This window comes from Dokdonia sinensis (assembly GCF_003688895.1).
Taxonomy (GTDB): Bacteria; Bacteroidota; Bacteroidia; order Flavobacteriales; family Flavobacteriaceae; genus Dokdonia; species Dokdonia sinensis.
On the sequence record NZ_REFV01000023.1, the window covers coordinates 13,741 to 30,082 of the forward strand.

At 41.0% G+C, this 16,342-nt stretch carries 10 protein-coding genes and 2 tRNA genes; 4 read left to right on the forward strand and 8 right to left on the reverse strand.

The annotated features are described in order from the left end of the window. Window positions 1-44 precede the first annotated feature (44 nt). Together EAX61_RS15910 and EAX61_RS15915 are read left to right on the forward strand one after the other, a co-directional pair. Entirely contained in the window at window positions 45-2,084 is a 2,040-nt protein-coding gene (locus EAX61_RS15910; RefSeq protein WP_121918707.1) for a M3 family metallopeptidase, read from the forward strand. Between the two features lie 84 nt (window positions 2,085-2,168). Continuing rightward, a complete protein-coding gene (locus EAX61_RS15915) occupies window positions 2,169-2,468 on the forward strand; it encodes a hypothetical protein (protein ID WP_147448390.1) in 300 nt (99 codons plus the stop codon). Here the strand turns inward: EAX61_RS15915 and EAX61_RS15920 are convergent, their stop codons facing one another. The 5 genes from EAX61_RS15920 to EAX61_RS15940 form a co-directional block, all read right to left on the reverse strand. Then, entirely contained in the window at window positions 2,469-3,713 is a 1,245-nt protein-coding gene (locus EAX61_RS15920; protein ID WP_121918709.1) for a glycosyltransferase, read from the reverse strand. Window positions 3,714-3,772: 59 nt separating this feature from the next. Next, window positions 3,773-3,856, reverse strand: a tRNA-Leu gene (locus EAX61_RS15925). A 51-nt stretch (window positions 3,857-3,907) separates the two neighbouring features. Next, window positions 3,908-3,979, reverse strand: a tRNA-Gly gene (locus EAX61_RS15930). 230 nt (window positions 3,980-4,209) lie between these two features. Further along, window positions 4,210-6,798, reverse strand: a complete 2,589-nt coding sequence (gene mutS, locus EAX61_RS15935) for a DNA mismatch repair protein MutS (RefSeq protein ID WP_201739478.1) — start codon at window positions 6,796-6,798, stop codon at window positions 4,210-4,212. Between the two features lie 200 nt (window positions 6,799-6,998). After that, window positions 6,999-8,252, reverse strand: coding sequence for a 3-deoxy-D-manno-octulosonic acid transferase (locus EAX61_RS15940; RefSeq protein ID WP_121918710.1), 1,254 nt, complete (start codon window positions 8,250-8,252; stop codon window positions 6,999-7,001). 137 nt (window positions 8,253-8,389) lie between these two features. Between EAX61_RS15940 and EAX61_RS15945 the strand changes: the two genes are divergently transcribed. Both EAX61_RS15945 and EAX61_RS15950 read left to right on the forward strand, forming a co-directional pair. Then, entirely contained in the window at window positions 8,390-9,523 is a 1,134-nt protein-coding gene (locus EAX61_RS15945) for a DegT/DnrJ/EryC1/StrS family aminotransferase (RefSeq protein WP_121918711.1), read from the forward strand. Window positions 9,524-9,533: 10 nt separating this feature from the next. Further along, window positions 9,534-10,805, forward strand: a complete 1,272-nt coding sequence (locus tag EAX61_RS15950) for an amidohydrolase family protein (RefSeq protein ID WP_121918712.1) — start codon at window positions 9,534-9,536, stop codon at window positions 10,803-10,805. An 81-nt stretch (window positions 10,806-10,886) separates the two neighbouring features. Here the strand turns inward: EAX61_RS15950 and EAX61_RS15955 are convergent, their stop codons facing one another. The 3 genes from EAX61_RS15955 to EAX61_RS15965 form a co-directional block, all read right to left on the reverse strand. Continuing rightward, window positions 10,887-12,830 (reverse strand): OmpA family protein, encoded by a 1,944-nt coding sequence (locus tag EAX61_RS15955; protein WP_201739476.1) that lies wholly within the window; start codon window positions 12,828-12,830, stop codon window positions 10,887-10,889. A gap of 148 nt (window positions 12,831-12,978) precedes the next feature. Next, complete coding sequence (locus tag EAX61_RS15960; RefSeq protein WP_121918713.1) at window positions 12,979-13,947, reverse strand: PorP/SprF family type IX secretion system membrane protein; 969 nt, start codon at window positions 13,945-13,947, stop codon at window positions 12,979-12,981. A gap of 58 nt (window positions 13,948-14,005) precedes the next feature. Continuing rightward, window positions 14,006-16,342, reverse strand: a 2,337-nt coding sequence (locus tag EAX61_RS15965) for an Ig-like domain-containing protein (RefSeq protein ID WP_201739477.1), incomplete at its 5' end; no start/stop codon positions are given.

A 16,342-nucleotide genomic window follows, 5' to 3' on the forward strand; every position in this document is an offset into this window, starting at 1 on the left:
TAATTTCGACGAACTACACAATATTTTTAAAATTTTAGAAACTCATGTCAGATTCCTCAAGCATAAATCCACTACTTCAAAACTTTAACGAAGCTCCTTTTTCTAAGATTGATGACAGTCATTTCAAACCTGCTTTCGAGGCAGCTATAGCTCTTAGTCGAAAAGAAATAGATGTAATTACATCAAATCCAGAACCTTCAACATTTCAAAATACGATTGAGGCTCTGGAATATTCTGGAAAAACACTCGATCGTATTTCCAGTATTTTCTTTAATCTCAATAGTGCGGAGACTAACGATACCATTCAAAAAATAGCTCAGGAAGTCTCTCCTTGGTTATCTAAACTGAGTAATGACATTACGCTCAATACTGCATTATTTAACCGTATTAAAAATATATACGCTCAGAAAGAAGATTTAGATCTTTCTGTAGAGCAAAAAACACTTCTTGAGAAAACATTTAAGAGTTTTTCTCGCAATGGAGCAAATCTCTCAGAAGATAAAAAATCCCGCTTGCGCGAAATAGACGAAGCGCTCGCAAAACTAAAGTTGACATTTGGCGAAAACATTCTCGCCGAAACAAATGCCTACGAACTTCACCTTACCGATGAAAAGGATGTCGCGGGATTACCAGAAAGTTTAAAAGAGGCCGCCACGGCAGAGGCCAAGTCTAGGGATAAAGAGGGCTGGGTCATCACACTGGACTACCCAAGCTATATTCCTTTTATGAAATATGCCGAAAACCGTGAACTGCGCAAAAAGCTATCGCTTGCTTTTGGTGCTAAGGCATTTCAAAACAATAAACACGACAATCAGGAAAACGTACTCAAAATTGCAAAACTACGTCACGAGCGCGCCCAGCTTTTGGGATATAAAACGCACGCACATTTTGTGCTCGAAGAGCGTATGGCAAAAACTCCAGAAAAAGTAACGAGCTTCCTCAACGAACTACTTGAGAAGGCAAAACCAGCTGCCGAAAGGGAGTTTGTACAGTTGGAAAATTTTGCGAAAGCAAAAGACAATATTGACCACTTACAAAAATGGGATGGTGCCTTTTATTCTGAAAAACTAAAAAAACAACTCTTCGGACTGGATGACGAGGAGCTAAAACCCTATTTTAAACTCGAAAACGTAATCTCTGGCGTCTTTCAAGTGGCCGAAAGACTATTTGGCCTTACTTTCAAGCAAGTTTCGGATGTTGATGTGTACCATAAAGATGTAAAAACCTATCGCGTGTATGACGATAAAGGAGCATATATTTCTTTATTCTATGCAGATTTCCATCCCCGCAAAGGCAAGCGTGGTGGCGCTTGGATGACTTCTTTCAAATCACAAATGCGTAAAGATGGTGAGAACCACCGCCCACATATTTCAAATGTGTGTAATTTTACACCTTCTACACCTAGCAAACCGTCATTGCTTACGTTTAATGAGGTGACGACACTCTTTCACGAGTTTGGTCACGGTCTACACGGGATGCTTGCAAACACCACATACCCGAGTTTATCTGGGACGTCTGTATTTTGGGATTTTGTGGAGCTTCCCAGTCAAGTGCTCGAGAACTGGTGTTATGAGAAAGAGGCTTTAGAACTTTTTGCAACACATTATGAAACGGGGGAGGTCATCCCGATGGAACTTATTACGAAGATTAAGGCGGCCGCTACCTTTCAGGAAGGTATGCAGACGTTGCGACAACTTAGTTTTGGGCTACTTGATATGTCTTGGCACGGTCAAGATCCCACAGAAATTAGAGATGTCAAGGAATTTGAGACAAAGGCTTTTGGAGATACTTCACTTTATCCTGACACTCCGCAAACGTGTATGAGCACTTCCTTTGCTCATATTTTTCAAGGAGGATACTCTTCTGGCTACTATTCTTACAAATGGGCAGAAGTGCTGGATGCAGATGCTTTTGAATATTTCAAAGAGGAAGGAATTTTTAATGAGAAGATTGGAAAGAAATTTAAGGAAAATGTATTGTCTAAGGGAGGTACCGAAGACCCTATGAAACTATACGAGCGTTTCCGCGGTCGTAAACCTGAGCCAGAGGCTTTATTGCGCAGAGCTGGGCTTATAGAAAGCTAAACTCAATCACTATTTAAACTTTTAAGACACTCTCTCCTTGTAACACTCCAATGTTTTGGACTACTAATATCGTATACAGTGAATATGAACGGTAGTTTAAGTCATTTCAAAGCAATGAGGCAGCGTCGTAAAGAACGTATAGATGCCAGCGAGCATAAATTCCGAAAAGGAAAAGAGAAATACGCTACGCTTAATAATCAATATAAATTTCCTAATCCAAACGCAGAAGAAATTTTTAGAGTCAAAAAGGAGATTAGAGAAAAGTTGAGAAAAGAACGACGCATCAATTATATAAAGTGGACGCTTATTATGATTCTTATATTAATCGTGCTTTACATTGCATTCAGCTTATTTTATGTACGAACTGTTAAGAATTTAGGATAGTTAACCCCCCTTATTCTTCTCCTCAATCCATTTTGACATAAACATTGTGCTGCGCATTGTGTGAAATTGGAGCATCCGCCCTGTAAAATTTGAGAGACGATGCGACTTCAAATAGTTGCTTATCGTTTTTATTTTATAAATGAATTTTTGATCAAAGGTTGACTTTTGGAAATTCGCGTTTATGATTGCCCTACCATTTTCCTGAGCAACTTTCCATTGAGATTCGTTTGAATAAAGTGCTGTGGCCGCTTTCGCGAAAGCGTTATAAAAATCAGTATTACCCTCTTCAAAATAAGGCACCACTTCCCCACTCCACGGGAGACCTTGTTGCATTCCTTCTGCTCCAATCTCTGTCGTAACCGAAGGGGTTCCACATTGCATCGCATCTATAAATTTACCCTTTAAACCCGCACCATATCGTAAAGGAGCCAGCAATACTTTGGCTTTTGAAATAACCTCCATAGCATCATCTGCGCGACCCTTGATTAAGAATCCTTCTTTGGGATTATGCAACTGCATTACCTTGTCTGAGGGGTAAGCTCCGTAAACGGATAATTGCGCTTTTGGCAACTCTTTTCTAATTAGTGGCCAGATAGATTTTTTTAAAACAAGCGTAGCATCCCAATTAGGTCCGTGTAAAAAATTACCGATGGAAACGAAATTATCGTGTTCTGAGTATGATTTAAAGTCTGCCTTAAGTGAATCTAGTAAAAAAGGAATATACATCAATAATTGCGAAGGCACTTTGAAGAAGCTTTCTAGAAGTTCCATTTCAAAACGCGAAATCATAAGTGTGAGGTCACAACGGTAGATGCTTGCAATTTCCCTTAAAGCGATATCTGATATTAGGTCGCTTTCGGCAAATGAGCGATTTTCTTTTAACGCTCCCTCTCTTGCCTTGCGCAGACAATGCAAGTCTTCTGTATCTAGGATTTTTATAGCCTCAGGACAGACGCTCGCGATACGCCAGCCAAACTGCTCTTCGGTCATAAATCGGTCAAAGAGAACGATGTCTGGATCCTCTGCTTCTAGAAAGGCATCAAAACTTGCATTATTCATCTCAATATGATGCGTCGCAATACCTAAAACTTTTAAGTCGAAAGCATAATCACTTTTACTTGCCGTAGAGGCATAGCTCACTTCCCAATTTTGTTCCAGAAAAATGTGCAATAGTTGCAGTATCCTAGACCCAGCTGCCGTGGACTGTGGCTCTACCCAAACGTTGCTTATGACGAGGAGTTTCATAGGGTAAAGATAGGATTTAGGGCATAAAAAAAGGGCTAATCTTACGATTAACCCTTTAGTACTCGAGACGGGACTTGAACCCGTACGTCCTAATGGACATTGGATTTTAAGTCCAACGTGTCTACCAATTCCACCACTCGAGCATCACTTCCGTTCACACAGAAACGAATTGGTAATTATTTTCAAAATTTCAGAGCGAAAGACGGGATTTGAACCCGCGACCCCCACCTTGGCAAGGTGATGCTCTACCCCTGAGCTACTTTCGCATTTTATTATTAACGAATTCAAGGTGAAGCTTTATGCATTCCTCTCGTCGTGTCTCCTCGTCGGATGCAGGGAGCTACTTTCGTATTTTACTATGCCAAAAGGAATGCGCTGTCTATTCCTCTCGTAGTAATAATTCATAATGCAAAGAACTGCTTGCCGTAACAAGCGGGTGCAAATTTAACGCTTTTCTTGTTTTTGCAAAGTATTTTTGATAAAAATATCTTTCCTTCTAGGAAGCTGTATTGCTTTTCTTCTTCACAAGCATCCTCTTGATCTCGTTGAGTTTCATTAAAGCCTCTACAGGAGTTAATGTATCTATGTCTATATGAAGGATTTCGTCTTTAATTTCTTCTAACAATGGGTCGTCCAGATTAAAGAAACTAAGTTGCATTTCTTCTTCGGCGGCGGTTTTGAGTTTTCCTGTGAGTTCCTCACTTCCGTGAGATTTTTCTAACTTTTCCATCATTTTTGTCGCACGACGGAGTACTTGTTGTGGCATTCCTGCCATTTTTGCCACGTGTATCCCGAAGCTGTGTGCGCTCCCTCCAGGAACCAATTTGCGCAAGAAAAGTACATTATCCTTAAGCTCCTTAACAGACACATTATAATTCTTTACGCGTTCAAAGGTCTCGCTCATCTCATTGAGTTCGTGATAGTGCGTCGCAAATAATGTTTTAGGCCGTCCAGGATGCTCGTGCAAATACTCGCTTATCGCCCAAGCGATAGAAATCCCGTCATACGTGCTCGTCCCCCGTCCTATCTCATCAAGAAGCACCAAACTCCTATCCGAAATATTATTGAGAATACTTGCCGTCTCGTTCATCTCCACCATAAAAGTAGATTCGCCCATCGAGATATTGTCACTCGCCCCTACCCTCGTAAAAATTTTATCTACCATCCCGATGTGCGCCTCGCTAGCAGGTACAAAACTACCCATCTGGGCAAGCAATACAATAAGCGCAGTTTGCCGTAGAATGGCACTTTTACCAGACATATTAGGTCCAGTGATCATAATCATTTGTTGGGATTCTCTATCTAGATAAACATCATTTGTAATATATGCCTCGCCTAGTGGCAATTGTTTTTCTATTACTGGGTGACGACCATCTTTAATGGATAACGCTTGTGAGTCATCTACTTTAGGTCTCACATAATTGTTATCTCTAGCCAGCTGTGCAAATGAGCACAACACATCCAGTTGTGCAATAAGCCCGGCATTATTCTGTACTTGCGGTATAAACTGCATCATCCAGCCTACAAGTTCTGAGAACAATTGTTGCTCGATGGCGAGGATACGCTCCTCGGCACCTAGGATTTTGGATTCGTACTCTTTAAGTTCCTCAGTGATGTAGCGCTCGGCGTTTACTAGGGTCTGCTTGCGTATCCACTCTTCCGGGACTTTATCTTTGTGGGTATTTCTTACTTCTATGTAATAGCCAAAAACGTTGTTTGACGCAATTTTAAGGCTCGTAATCCCCGTGCGTTCCGATTCTCTCTCCAGCATTTTATCGAGGTATTCTTTACCCGAAAAAGCCAAATCCCTAAGATTATCCAGCTCGCTGTGAAAACCACTTGCAATGGTATTGCCTTTTAAAACGTTTACAGGAGCTTCTTCATTCAACGTCTCTTTAATCTTGGAGCGTAGGATTTCACAGTCTTGTAATTGCTCTCCTATGATTTTTAAAGCTTCGTTACCCGCTTGTGATGCCTGTGCCTTGATGGGCACCATTGCTTCGAGCGAATTTTTAAGTTGTATTACCTCACGTGGAGATACTTTACCCGTGGCCACCTTGCTTATCAATCTTTCGACGTCACCTATTTGTTTGATCTGATGACGCAATTTTTCAAACAAGACTTCCTGTTCTAGTAAATATTGCACGACATCGTGACGCTTTGTAATCTTTTCTACATTTTTTAATGGCAACGCTAGCCATCGCTTAAGGAGTCGCGCCCCCATAGGCGATGTGGTTTTATCAATAACGTCTAGAAGGGTTATCGCTTTCGCGAAAGCGGAATGATACAACTCCAGATTACGTATCGTAAATCTATCCATCCACACGTACTCATCCTCTGCAATGCGGTTTATGCGAGAGATGTGTTGCAACTTGTGGTGTTGCGTTTCACCCAAATAATGCAGTATCGCACCCGAAGCAATGACTCCTTCCTCGAGGTGATCCACACCAAACCCTTTAAGGGTATTTGTTTTAAAATGTTTGTTGAGCGATTCGTAGGCATAATCGGTCTGAAACACCCAATCTTCTATAAAAAATGTATGAAAGTCGCTTCCAAAAGCCTCATAAAAATCCTTTTTATGCTTTTTTGAAATGAGAATTTCGCTGGGCGCAAAATTTTGGAGCAATTTATCAATGTAAGCCTCATCGCCCTGAGCAGTAAGATATTCACCCGTAGAAACATCCAAAAATGAAACCCCAAGATTCCTTTTACCGAAATAAACGGCACCCAGAAAATTATTGCTACGTGCATTGAGCACCTCATCGTTAAGTGCCACACCGGGTGTCACCAGCTCAGTAACGCCACGCTTTACAATTTTTTTAGTGAGTTTTGGGTCTTCGAGTTGGTCACATATCGCCACGCGACAACCCGCCTTCACGAGTTTGGGCAAATAGGTATTTAAGGAATGGTGCGGAAAACCGGCCAGCTCCGTGCGCTCACTCCCGTTGTTCCGGTTAGTAAGTGTGATATTGAGAATGCCCGCGGCCTTCACGGCATCTTCACCAAAAGTTTCATAAAAGTCTCCCACTCGAAAGAGCAACATCGCATCAGGATATTTTGTCTTGATCGTGTTGTACTGTTTCATTAAAGGAGTGACTTTCTTCTTTGCCAAATCGCTTACTTTTAAGTGGATCGTAAATTTAAAGTTTTGTTTGTGATAGCGCACTTTCCCAAGGCTGAAGTTATGCTTAGTTTTTCACAATTTGGAAATAGCTATGAGTTATGAGCTATGAGCTATGAGCTATGAGCTATGAGCGAAAGTATGATATGCTGTATAAACTAAACTTATTTTTCTAAGTATTCCAAAACTTTCCTTGTCGCCCCCGTATTACTGTTTACATAATGCCCAGAAATCATCCCAGACTGCGTTCTGAAGTTTTTATCCATAAGGAGTTTTTTTAGGATGGTTGAGAGCTCACTCGCGTCTTTTACAGTAAAAAGTCCTGCGAGTTGTTGCAGTCGTTTTGCTTCTGGAAATTTCTCAAGGTTGGATCCCGTAATAATGGGCATGCCAAAGGTCGCCGGCTCCAGGATATTATGCAGTCCAGTCGTTCCCATTGCACCACCTACATAAGCTACAGTTGCGTAGCTATAAAGTCTAGTGAGCAATCCAATAGTATCAATAATAAGGACATCATATGATGCGACAGTGTTTATATCCATTTCAGAATAGAGAACCGTCTTTACTTGCAGTCTTTTCTGGAGTAAGGAAATCTTATCGCTATTTATCTCGTGTGGAGCTATAATAAACTTGGCTGTTCCCTTATTCTGATTGATGAACGGAACGATGATGTCATCATCTTCCTTCCAAGTACTACCGCAAACCACACAAAGTTGATCTTCACAAAACGCTGTTGCAAAATCTAGCGTATTATCCACTTCTATCTGGTGCGAGACACGGTCAAAGCGCGTATCACCACTTATAATGAAATTCGAAAAACCTAATGATTGTAAAGCTTCGGCAGAGGCGTTGTCTTGAAGAAAAAAATGCTCAAATGCGTCGAGATATTGCGTCATCCACTTCCCAAAAGGTTTGAAAAATGCCTGGTTTTCTCTAAACACACCCGAGATAAGAAATGTTCTAATCTTTCGGCTTTTTAGCTCTTTGAGATAGTTGGGCCAAAACTCATATTTTATAAAGAAAACCATTTCAGGTTGTACGATATCGAGAAAATCTCTTGCGTTTGATGGTGTGTCGAGGGGTAGATAGGTTACCGCTCCTGCCTGCCGGTCAGGCAGGTTCGCGAAAGCGGAATTCTTCTTAACCTCATATCCAGAAGGAGAAAAGAACGTAAGCAATAGTTGATGCTTAGGATATTGTTGAGCAACCGACTCCATAACTGGAAGTCCCTGCTCATACTCGCCTAGGGATGCGGCGTGAAACCAAATTACCGGCTTTCTGTCCTCCAAATCCTTCATTAATGTTGAGAAAACAGCTGTCCTCCCGCGCACAAAAAGTCTCATCTTATCTGAGAATACGCCTGTCACGGGAAGTGACCGCTCAACTACTGAAGTAAGAAATGAATACAACCTGCGCATAGGGCTAAAATACCGCTTTCGCAGTAAATAGATTGTCCGTAGGTTGCAGATTTTGTATTTTCGTAAAGCGCTCATAAGAGGATGAGGATGGCGCTTATGGAGCTACTAATTTTGGCAAATGCCAGTTATTTTGACTTATGAAAAAAATACAGATGGTTGACCTTAAAGGTCAATATGCAGCGATAAAAGAACGCGTAGACGCTTCGATTATGGAAGTTATTGAAAATACGGCGTTTATAAATGGACCAGAAGTCCACGCTTTTCAAAAAGAACTGGAAGAGTACTTAGACGTAAAGCACGTAATCCCTTGTGCAAACGGAACGGATGCACTTCAGGTGGCAATGATGGGGCTCGGTTTAAAACCTGGAGACGAAGTCATCACTGCAGACTTCACATTTGCCGCTACGGTAGAGGTAATCGCACTTCTTAACCTTACACCTGTTCTTGTAGATGTGGACCCGATAAATTTTAATATCGATATTGCAGCTGTTGAAAAGGCAATAACCCCTAAGACCAAGGCTATTGTTCCTGTACACCTTTTTGGACAAACAGCAAATATGGATGCCATTATGGAACTGGCAGAAAAGCACAATCTCTTTGTCATTGAGGATAATGCACAAGCCATAGGAGCTACCCACACTGGAAAAGACGGCAAAAAAAGAAAGGCTGGAACCATAGGTCACGTTGCATCCACTTCTTTTTTTCCTTCTAAAAATTTAGGATGTTACGGAGATGGTGGCGCCATTTTTACAAATGATGATGATCTTGCGCATACTATAAGAGGAATTGTGAACCACGGAATGTACGAACGCTATCACCACGATGTTGTGGGCGTAAATAGTAGACTTGATTCCATACAAGCAGCAGTACTCAGAGCAAAACTTCCGAAGCTAGATAGCTACAACCAAGCCCGACAAGATGCTGCTAGAAAATATACAAATGCATTCCTGAACCAAGAAAAAATCATTACGCCTTTTATTTGTGACAGTTGCGATTGTCACGTTTTCCATCAATATACGCTTCGCGTGAAAGATACTGACCGTGATGCGCTCGTAAAACATCTTAATGCAAATGGAATTCCGTGCGGGGTGTATTACCCTATTCCCCTTCACAGCCAAAAAGCTTATAAGGATGAGCGTTACAACGAGGCAGATTTTCCAGTTACAAATCAGCTGGTTAGGGATGTGATTTCCTTGCCCATGCATACAGAGTTAGAAGATGACCAGATAAACTTTATCACAAAGACGGTGATTGATTTTGTAAACCGATAATACTTTAATTATGAAAAAACGACTATTCTTAGTGCTTGCTATCGCCTGCACACTAGCGACTGTTGCCCAAACCCAACTCCTTCATTGCGGTAAACTTGTAGATACTGAAAAAGGGAAAGTACTCTCTGAGCAAACGATTTATGTGACTGGAAATAAGATAGACAAGGTGGTGGCGGGTTACGCTTCCGCGAAAGCGAACGAAACCATAATCGATCTTAAAGATAAAACTGTCCTTCCTGGCCTTATTGACATGCACGTCCATATAGAAGGAGAGACAAATCCTAAGCGATATTTAGAGACTTTCACAAAGAATCCTGCAGATGTCGCTTTTACAGCTCAGGAAATAGGCGAGCGTACGCTTATGGCAGGTTTTACCACCGTGAGAGACTTGGGAGGCAGCGGTGTGAATGTTTCACTACGCAACGCCATCAACAAAGGCATTGTAAAAGGCCCAAGAATCTTCACCGCCGAAAAAGCCATAGGAACCACAGGCGGCCACGCCGACCCGACAAACGGATTTAAAAAAGAGCTTATGGGCGATCCAGGACCAGAAGACGGTGTTATAAACAGCCCAGAAGATGCCCGAAAAGCCGTAAGACAACGCTATAAAAATGGCGCCGACTGTATAAAAATTACCGCTACGGGAGGTGTGCTTAGTGTAAGTAAAAATGGAGTAAATCCACAATTCACGCAAGAGGAAGCAAACGAAATTGTAAAAACTGCCAAAGAATATGGAATGCACGTCGCCGCTCACGCCCACGGCATTGAGGGAATGCAACGGGCGATCAAAGCGGGAGTTACTACCATAGAGCACGGCTCATTAATGGACAAGGAAACCGCGCAACTTATGAAGCAGTACGGGACATATCTTGTTCCAACCCTTTCGGCTGGGAGGTATGTAAGACAAAAAGCAGATATCGAAGGGTACTATCCTGATATCATCATTCCTAAAATTATGAAAGTGGATGCTGGGATTAGAGCTACAATGACGATGGTAGCTAAAGAAGGAGTAAAAATTGCTTTCGGAACAGATGCTGGTGTATTCCCTCACGGTGAGAATGCAAAGGAATTTCAATACATGGTAGAGACAGGATGGTCACCTATGTTTGCAATCCAATCAGCTACGATTACTAATGGTCAAGTGCTGGATGAACCATTAGGCATTCTTAAAGAAGGATACCTCGCAGATATTGTTGCCGTAAATGATGACCCCACAAAAAACATTAAAACGCTAGAAAACGTCGTATTTGTAATGAAAGACGGCAAGGTTTACAAGAACTGACTTCTCAAAAATATCATTACAATACAAAAGCGCCAGCATGTTTTGCTGGCGCTTTTGTATTTATAAATACTGATTTATTTATTACTTCTCAACGATAATAAACTCAGAACGTCTGTTTAATTGATGCTCTTCCTCATTACAAGGGATATTATTACCACAGGCATTAAGAAGCCTTGTCTCACCATATCCATTTCCTGTAAGTCTTGTTGCGTTTATACCTCCTTTTTCGACAATGTATCGTATAGTCTCAACGTTTCTGCGCTGCGAAAGTCTAAGATTATAGGTGTCGTTGCCACGGCTATCTGTATGTGAACGCACATCAATCTTTAATGTAGGGTATTTCTTCATTACTGCAACAACACGCTCTAATTCTAATGCTGCATCCGGACGTATGTTTGACTTGTCGTAATCAAAGTAAATAGGGTTGAGTTCTAATGTCAATCCTAAATCTGTACCTGGAGTAAGATCAATTTCTGGATTAAGGTACAAATCCCTTTGTGCATTTCCTGCATTCAGGTTAGTCTTAATAATTGCCTCTGCAGGGTCATAATTCTCCTTTTCGGCGAGGATAACATACGTGCTACCACATTCTACATCAGAAAAATTAAATTCTCCAGCTACAGTGCTTGTGGTTTGTGCAACGACTTGATTTTGCGCATCCTTTAGAGTAACTTTTGCTAGTCCTAATATGGCATTTGTCTTTCCGTCACGCGTAACTCCAGTAATATTTTGCGCACAGTCAGTAAGTAACTCTTTTTCTCTTGTAAAGGCATAGATATCATCGTTCCCTTCTCCTGTACCTCTACTACTCGAAAAATATCCTTTACCCGTCTCTTCGTTTAGAATAAGTCCAAAATCATCTGCAGGTCCATTGACAGGTTTACCAGCGTTATATGCTTCACCTGGATTTCCTTGCTCGTCCAGTTGCGACACAAAGATGTCAAGACCACCTAGTCCTACGTGACCATCTGTGGCAAAGAATAACTTGTTTTTAGAACTCACAAAAGGAAAAGTTTCTCTTCCTTCTGTATTAATTAATTCACCTAGGTTTTCTGGGGTACCAAAGCCACCGCTTGCACTTACACTTACTTTCCAAATATCAGAGAGGCCTTTAGTCCCTGGCATATCTGATGCAAAATACAATGTTCTCCCATCAGGACTTAATGCAGGATGCGCAACCGAATATTCATCACTATTAAATGGTAACTCAGTAGGTTTCTCCCAAACTCCATTATTTTTCTTGCTACGATAGAGCTTTAATTTATTTGTCCCATCTCCAGACTCTCGGAATTTCTTGTTTGTATAATTATTTCTAGTAAAATACATCACATTGCCATCTTCACTAAAAACAGAACTACTCTCGTGATACTTCGTATTAATATTTTCATTGAGCTTGGTCATTACTGGACTCTCACTCATAGGATTTTTTACAACATATAGGTCCAAAAATGGCTGCTCATTCCAAACATGCTCTAATTGCCCTGTGCTGTTTTCTCGATTAGATGAAAATACTAACTGCTCTCCATAAAAACTAGGACTAAAATCCTGTAACTTCGTATTTATATTCACACGTTGTACAGAATACCTACCTGACTGAGCTGCTATTTCTGCAAGATAATCACGCTCCTTCTCAAACATTTCTGCACGTATGTCATCTGCACTAGCTTTATTAAAAGCAACCATCATTTGATCAGCTTCTATATAGTTTCCTCCACTTTTAAGTGATTGCGCGTATCTAAAGTAGTATTCTGCAGGAATCTCTGCACCGCTCTCAACTAACTGCCCATACCATTGTGAAGCCTCTCGATAATCTGCGGTAAAGTAGTACGAATCTCCTAACTTCTTAAGTACTTCTGGAGAAGCATCTCCTTTTTCTGTGGCATCCAGATAGAGATTGCGTGCATCTACGTAGGCAAGCTCATCAAATTTCTTATTTGCTTTTTTAACCTTACCACTTTGGGCGTACCCATAAACACCGCTCATAATAAAAGCGGCAAGTGTCGCATAATGTAGTAGTTGTTTCATATGGAATATGTTTTATTTCTTTTTTGACGATCGCTTTTGAGGACAGCCAAATACTTTATTATAATATTTATTAGAGATAACTTTTACTCTAAAAATTTAATGTCTGGTACCATTGTTTTTAACGCTTTCGCGAAAGCGTACTTCGCAACTAGAAAAATCTAGGCGATAGTATCTTCTTAGTATTCTTAAATACTTCAAATCTCAAAAAGAACTCATAGCTCCCATCATTATATTGTCTTAACTCTGTAGTTTCCGAATCATAAGCAAATCCCAACATAATATTATCCGAAAGCTGGAAACCTATAAGACCACTTATCGCAGCACTCCACCTGTACGCCGCTCCTAGTGTAAGCTTCTCGTACAAAAGGAAGTTTGCTGTAAGATCAACCTGCAATGGTGCACCTTGAACGACTTTAACCATTGTAGCAGGTTTGAACTTCAAGTCTGACCCTAACGGAAAAACCTTACCTGCAGTTAAATAAAAATGCATACGTTCTTCTGCCAAAAATGTCTGATTACCTGTTGTTAAATTACTATTGTCACTCGCCTCAAAATGTTCCGTTTGTAAGAGATTAGGAACACTGAGTCCCAAATATGCACGATCTGTATAATAAAACAAGCCAACACCTACTTGTGGAGAGAAACGATTATCTATATCTGCTTGATTTGTTGCATAAATATCCCCGTCCTGAAAAGCACTCGCTTGACTATAATTGATGTCCAACAAATGTGCTCCTCCTTTAAGACCAAAACTTAGTTTACCAATGTCTGAAGTAGGAATCGTATAGCTAAAATCGATATCAATGTGAGTTTCATTTGTTATAAAAATCTCATCACGCACAAGGTTGAAACCAAGACCAACACGCTCTGAAGATCCCACAGGACTATGTCCAGATATGGAAAATGTGGTCGGAGCCCCGTCAAGACCTGCCCATTGTGTACGATGTAGACCCACTAGACTAAGGGTACCACGTGTACCCGCGTAAGCTGGGTTTATTGTAAGCGGATTATACATATACTGCGTATACTGCGGATCCTGCTGTGCTCTTACTTCTGGGGTCAGAAAACCTCCGAAAAACAAGCTTAGCGAAAATAGAATTACAGAAACTTTTTTCATAAGATGTTATTTTTGGCCGGGATGCTGTTAGAGCATCCCGACGTTATCTCTTTTATTATTATCTATTCAAGTATAATGGTCCTGCGAGTGACTTGGTCTCGCCAGCATCATTTACGTATTCTATTACATAATAGTAAGTTCCTACTGGTAAGAGACCGTCCTGATCAACAACCACACGTCCGTTAGACTCTCCTCTAAAGAATACATTGTCCTGACCGTAGCCTTTGCCGTTCCAAACTTCTACACCCCATCTGTTATAGATGCGCACGGTATTATTAGGGAACTGGTTAATACCACTAATAACGAATACATCATTAAGACCATCACCATTAGGAGACATAATATCAAAGACTTGTATACCATCCTCTGCATCTGGATCTCCATTATTATCCTCAAGAAAATCTGGGATTTCATTGCCATTATCATCGCCTAATTCATCACCATTTGGAATTCCATCACCATCACAATCTAACAACAACCAAGCATCTGACACGCTACCTAAATCTTGACTCATAAAGTCAAAATCACAAGGGTCATTAGGATTTGTACCATCTTGACCTTCTTGACCGTCACCTACTCCATCGCCATCAGTATCTGGATTTAATGGATCCGTAATATTACCGTCAGGATCATCTGGTGTAGATGGATCATCTATACCAGTAATCTCCTCTTCATTGGTCAAGCCGTCATTATCACAATCTGCACTATCAAATGCCTCAGTAGTGTTAACAGTTTGACTTGCCACAACAAAATCACAAGGATCAAATGGATCTGTACCATCATCAATCTCATCCCCGTTAGTCACACCATCTCCATCACAATCTGCATCGAAGTAGGCTTGATCTACCGTGCTAATATCCTGGCTGTCTATGTTGAAATCACAAGGATCGTTAGGATCTGTACCATCTTCAGATTCTTGACCATCGTCTACTCCGTCACCGTCAGTATCGGGATCTAGTGGATCTGTCATATTACCATCAGGATCGTTGTCTGTATCAGGATCATCTATTCCAGTAACTTCCTCACCATTATTTAATCCGTCATTATCACAGTCAAGGTCATTCCATTCCATAGAAGGTGGAAGTGTTTGACTAGCTATCTCAAGGTCACAAGGATCATTAGGATCCGTTCCATCATTTGCTTCGTCACCATCTGTTACTCCGTCACCATCGGTATCAGGATCTTGAGGATCTGTGATATTCCCGTCAGGATCTGCTGGAGTATTAGGATCATCTACACCCGTTGTTTCCTCCTCATTTGTCAATCCGTCATCATCACAATCCAGTTCATTCCAATCTTGATCTACTGTTGAGATATCTTGACTTGCAGCATCATAATCACAAGGATCATTTGGATCTGTCCCATCTTCAGATTCCTGACCATCTTCAACACCATCCCCATCCGTATCAGGATCTAATGGATCTGTCGTTTCTCCATTAGGATCAAACGGTGTATTAGGATCGTCCAGACCTGTGGTCTCTTCCCCATTTGTTAGTCCATCATTATCACAATCTAGATTATTCCAAGTAGCAGTTACTGTAGACAAATCTTGATTTACAGGGTTATAATCACAAGGATCAAGTGGGTCTGTACCGTCAATGACTTCATCACCGTTTGTAACTCCATCGCCATCACAATCTGCATCATTAAACATATCACCTACTTGTGTGATGTCTTGGTTATCAGGATCATAATCACAAGTATCAAGTGGATCCGTGCCGTCGATTACCTCTTGACCGTTAGGAACTCCATCTTCATCACAATCCAGCATATTCCATTCATCTGTAGGAGTTTCTGTCTGATTTGCTATTTCAAAATCACAAGGATCATTAGGATCTGTACCATCAGCGATTTCTTGATCATTTGGAACACCATCACCATCATTATCATCTGTCAAGACAGTTACAGTAACCGTAGCAATCTCCGTAGATGTTGTCCCATCTGCATTTACAACCGTAACTGTGTATGTAAATGTATCTGTTCCGAAGAAATCAGGATCTGGTGTATATGTTACCGTTCCATCAGGATTGATCGTTACAGTTCCATTTGCAGGATCAGAAACCTCTGTAATTTCAAAATCTACACCATAATCTCCACTAAAGGTGTCGTTATCTAAAACTGATATATCAACAGGGGTATCTTCATCTGTTACCGCCGTGTCGTCCATAACATCTACAACGGACACAATCGTCACATTTACTGTAGCCGTACTTGTGTTTCCATTAGCATCTGTAATTGTATATGTGAAGGTATCTGTGCCAAAGAAATTAGGTCCAGGAATATAAGTTACCGTACCATCTCCATTGATCGTTACAGTTCCGTTCATAGGATCTGTTACCGAAGTTACTGTCGTAGGACCGCTACCGATATCATCGTTGCCAATCACATCGATGTC

Coding starts and splice junctions, on each gene's coding strand:
- EAX61_RS15910 (WP_121918707.1), top strand. CDS start 45: ATGTCAGATTCCTCAAGCATAAATCCACTACTTCAAAACTTTAACGAA.
- EAX61_RS15950 (WP_121918712.1), top strand. CDS start 9,534: ATGAAAAAACGACTATTCTTAGTGCTTGCTATCGCCTGCACACTAGCG.
- mutS (WP_201739478.1), bottom strand. CDS start 6,798: ATGAAACAGTACAACACGATCAAGACAAAATATCCTGATGCGATGTTG.
- EAX61_RS15955 (WP_201739476.1), bottom strand. CDS start 12,830: ATGAAACAACTACTACATTATGCGACACTTGCCGCTTTTATTATGAGC.
- EAX61_RS15945 (WP_121918711.1), top strand. CDS start 8,390: ATGAAAAAAATACAGATGGTTGACCTTAAAGGTCAATATGCAGCGATA.
- EAX61_RS15960 (WP_121918713.1), bottom strand. CDS start 13,947: ATGAAAAAAGTTTCTGTAATTCTATTTTCGCTAAGCTTGTTTTTCGGA.
- EAX61_RS15940 (WP_121918710.1), bottom strand. CDS start 8,252: ATGCGCAGGTTGTATTCATTTCTTACTTCAGTAGTTGAGCGGTCACTT.
- EAX61_RS15915 (WP_147448390.1), top strand. CDS start 2,169: ATGAACGGTAGTTTAAGTCATTTCAAAGCAATGAGGCAGCGTCGTAAA.
- EAX61_RS15920 (WP_121918709.1), bottom strand. CDS start 3,713: ATGAAACTCCTCGTCATAAGCAACGTTTGGGTAGAGCCACAGTCCACG.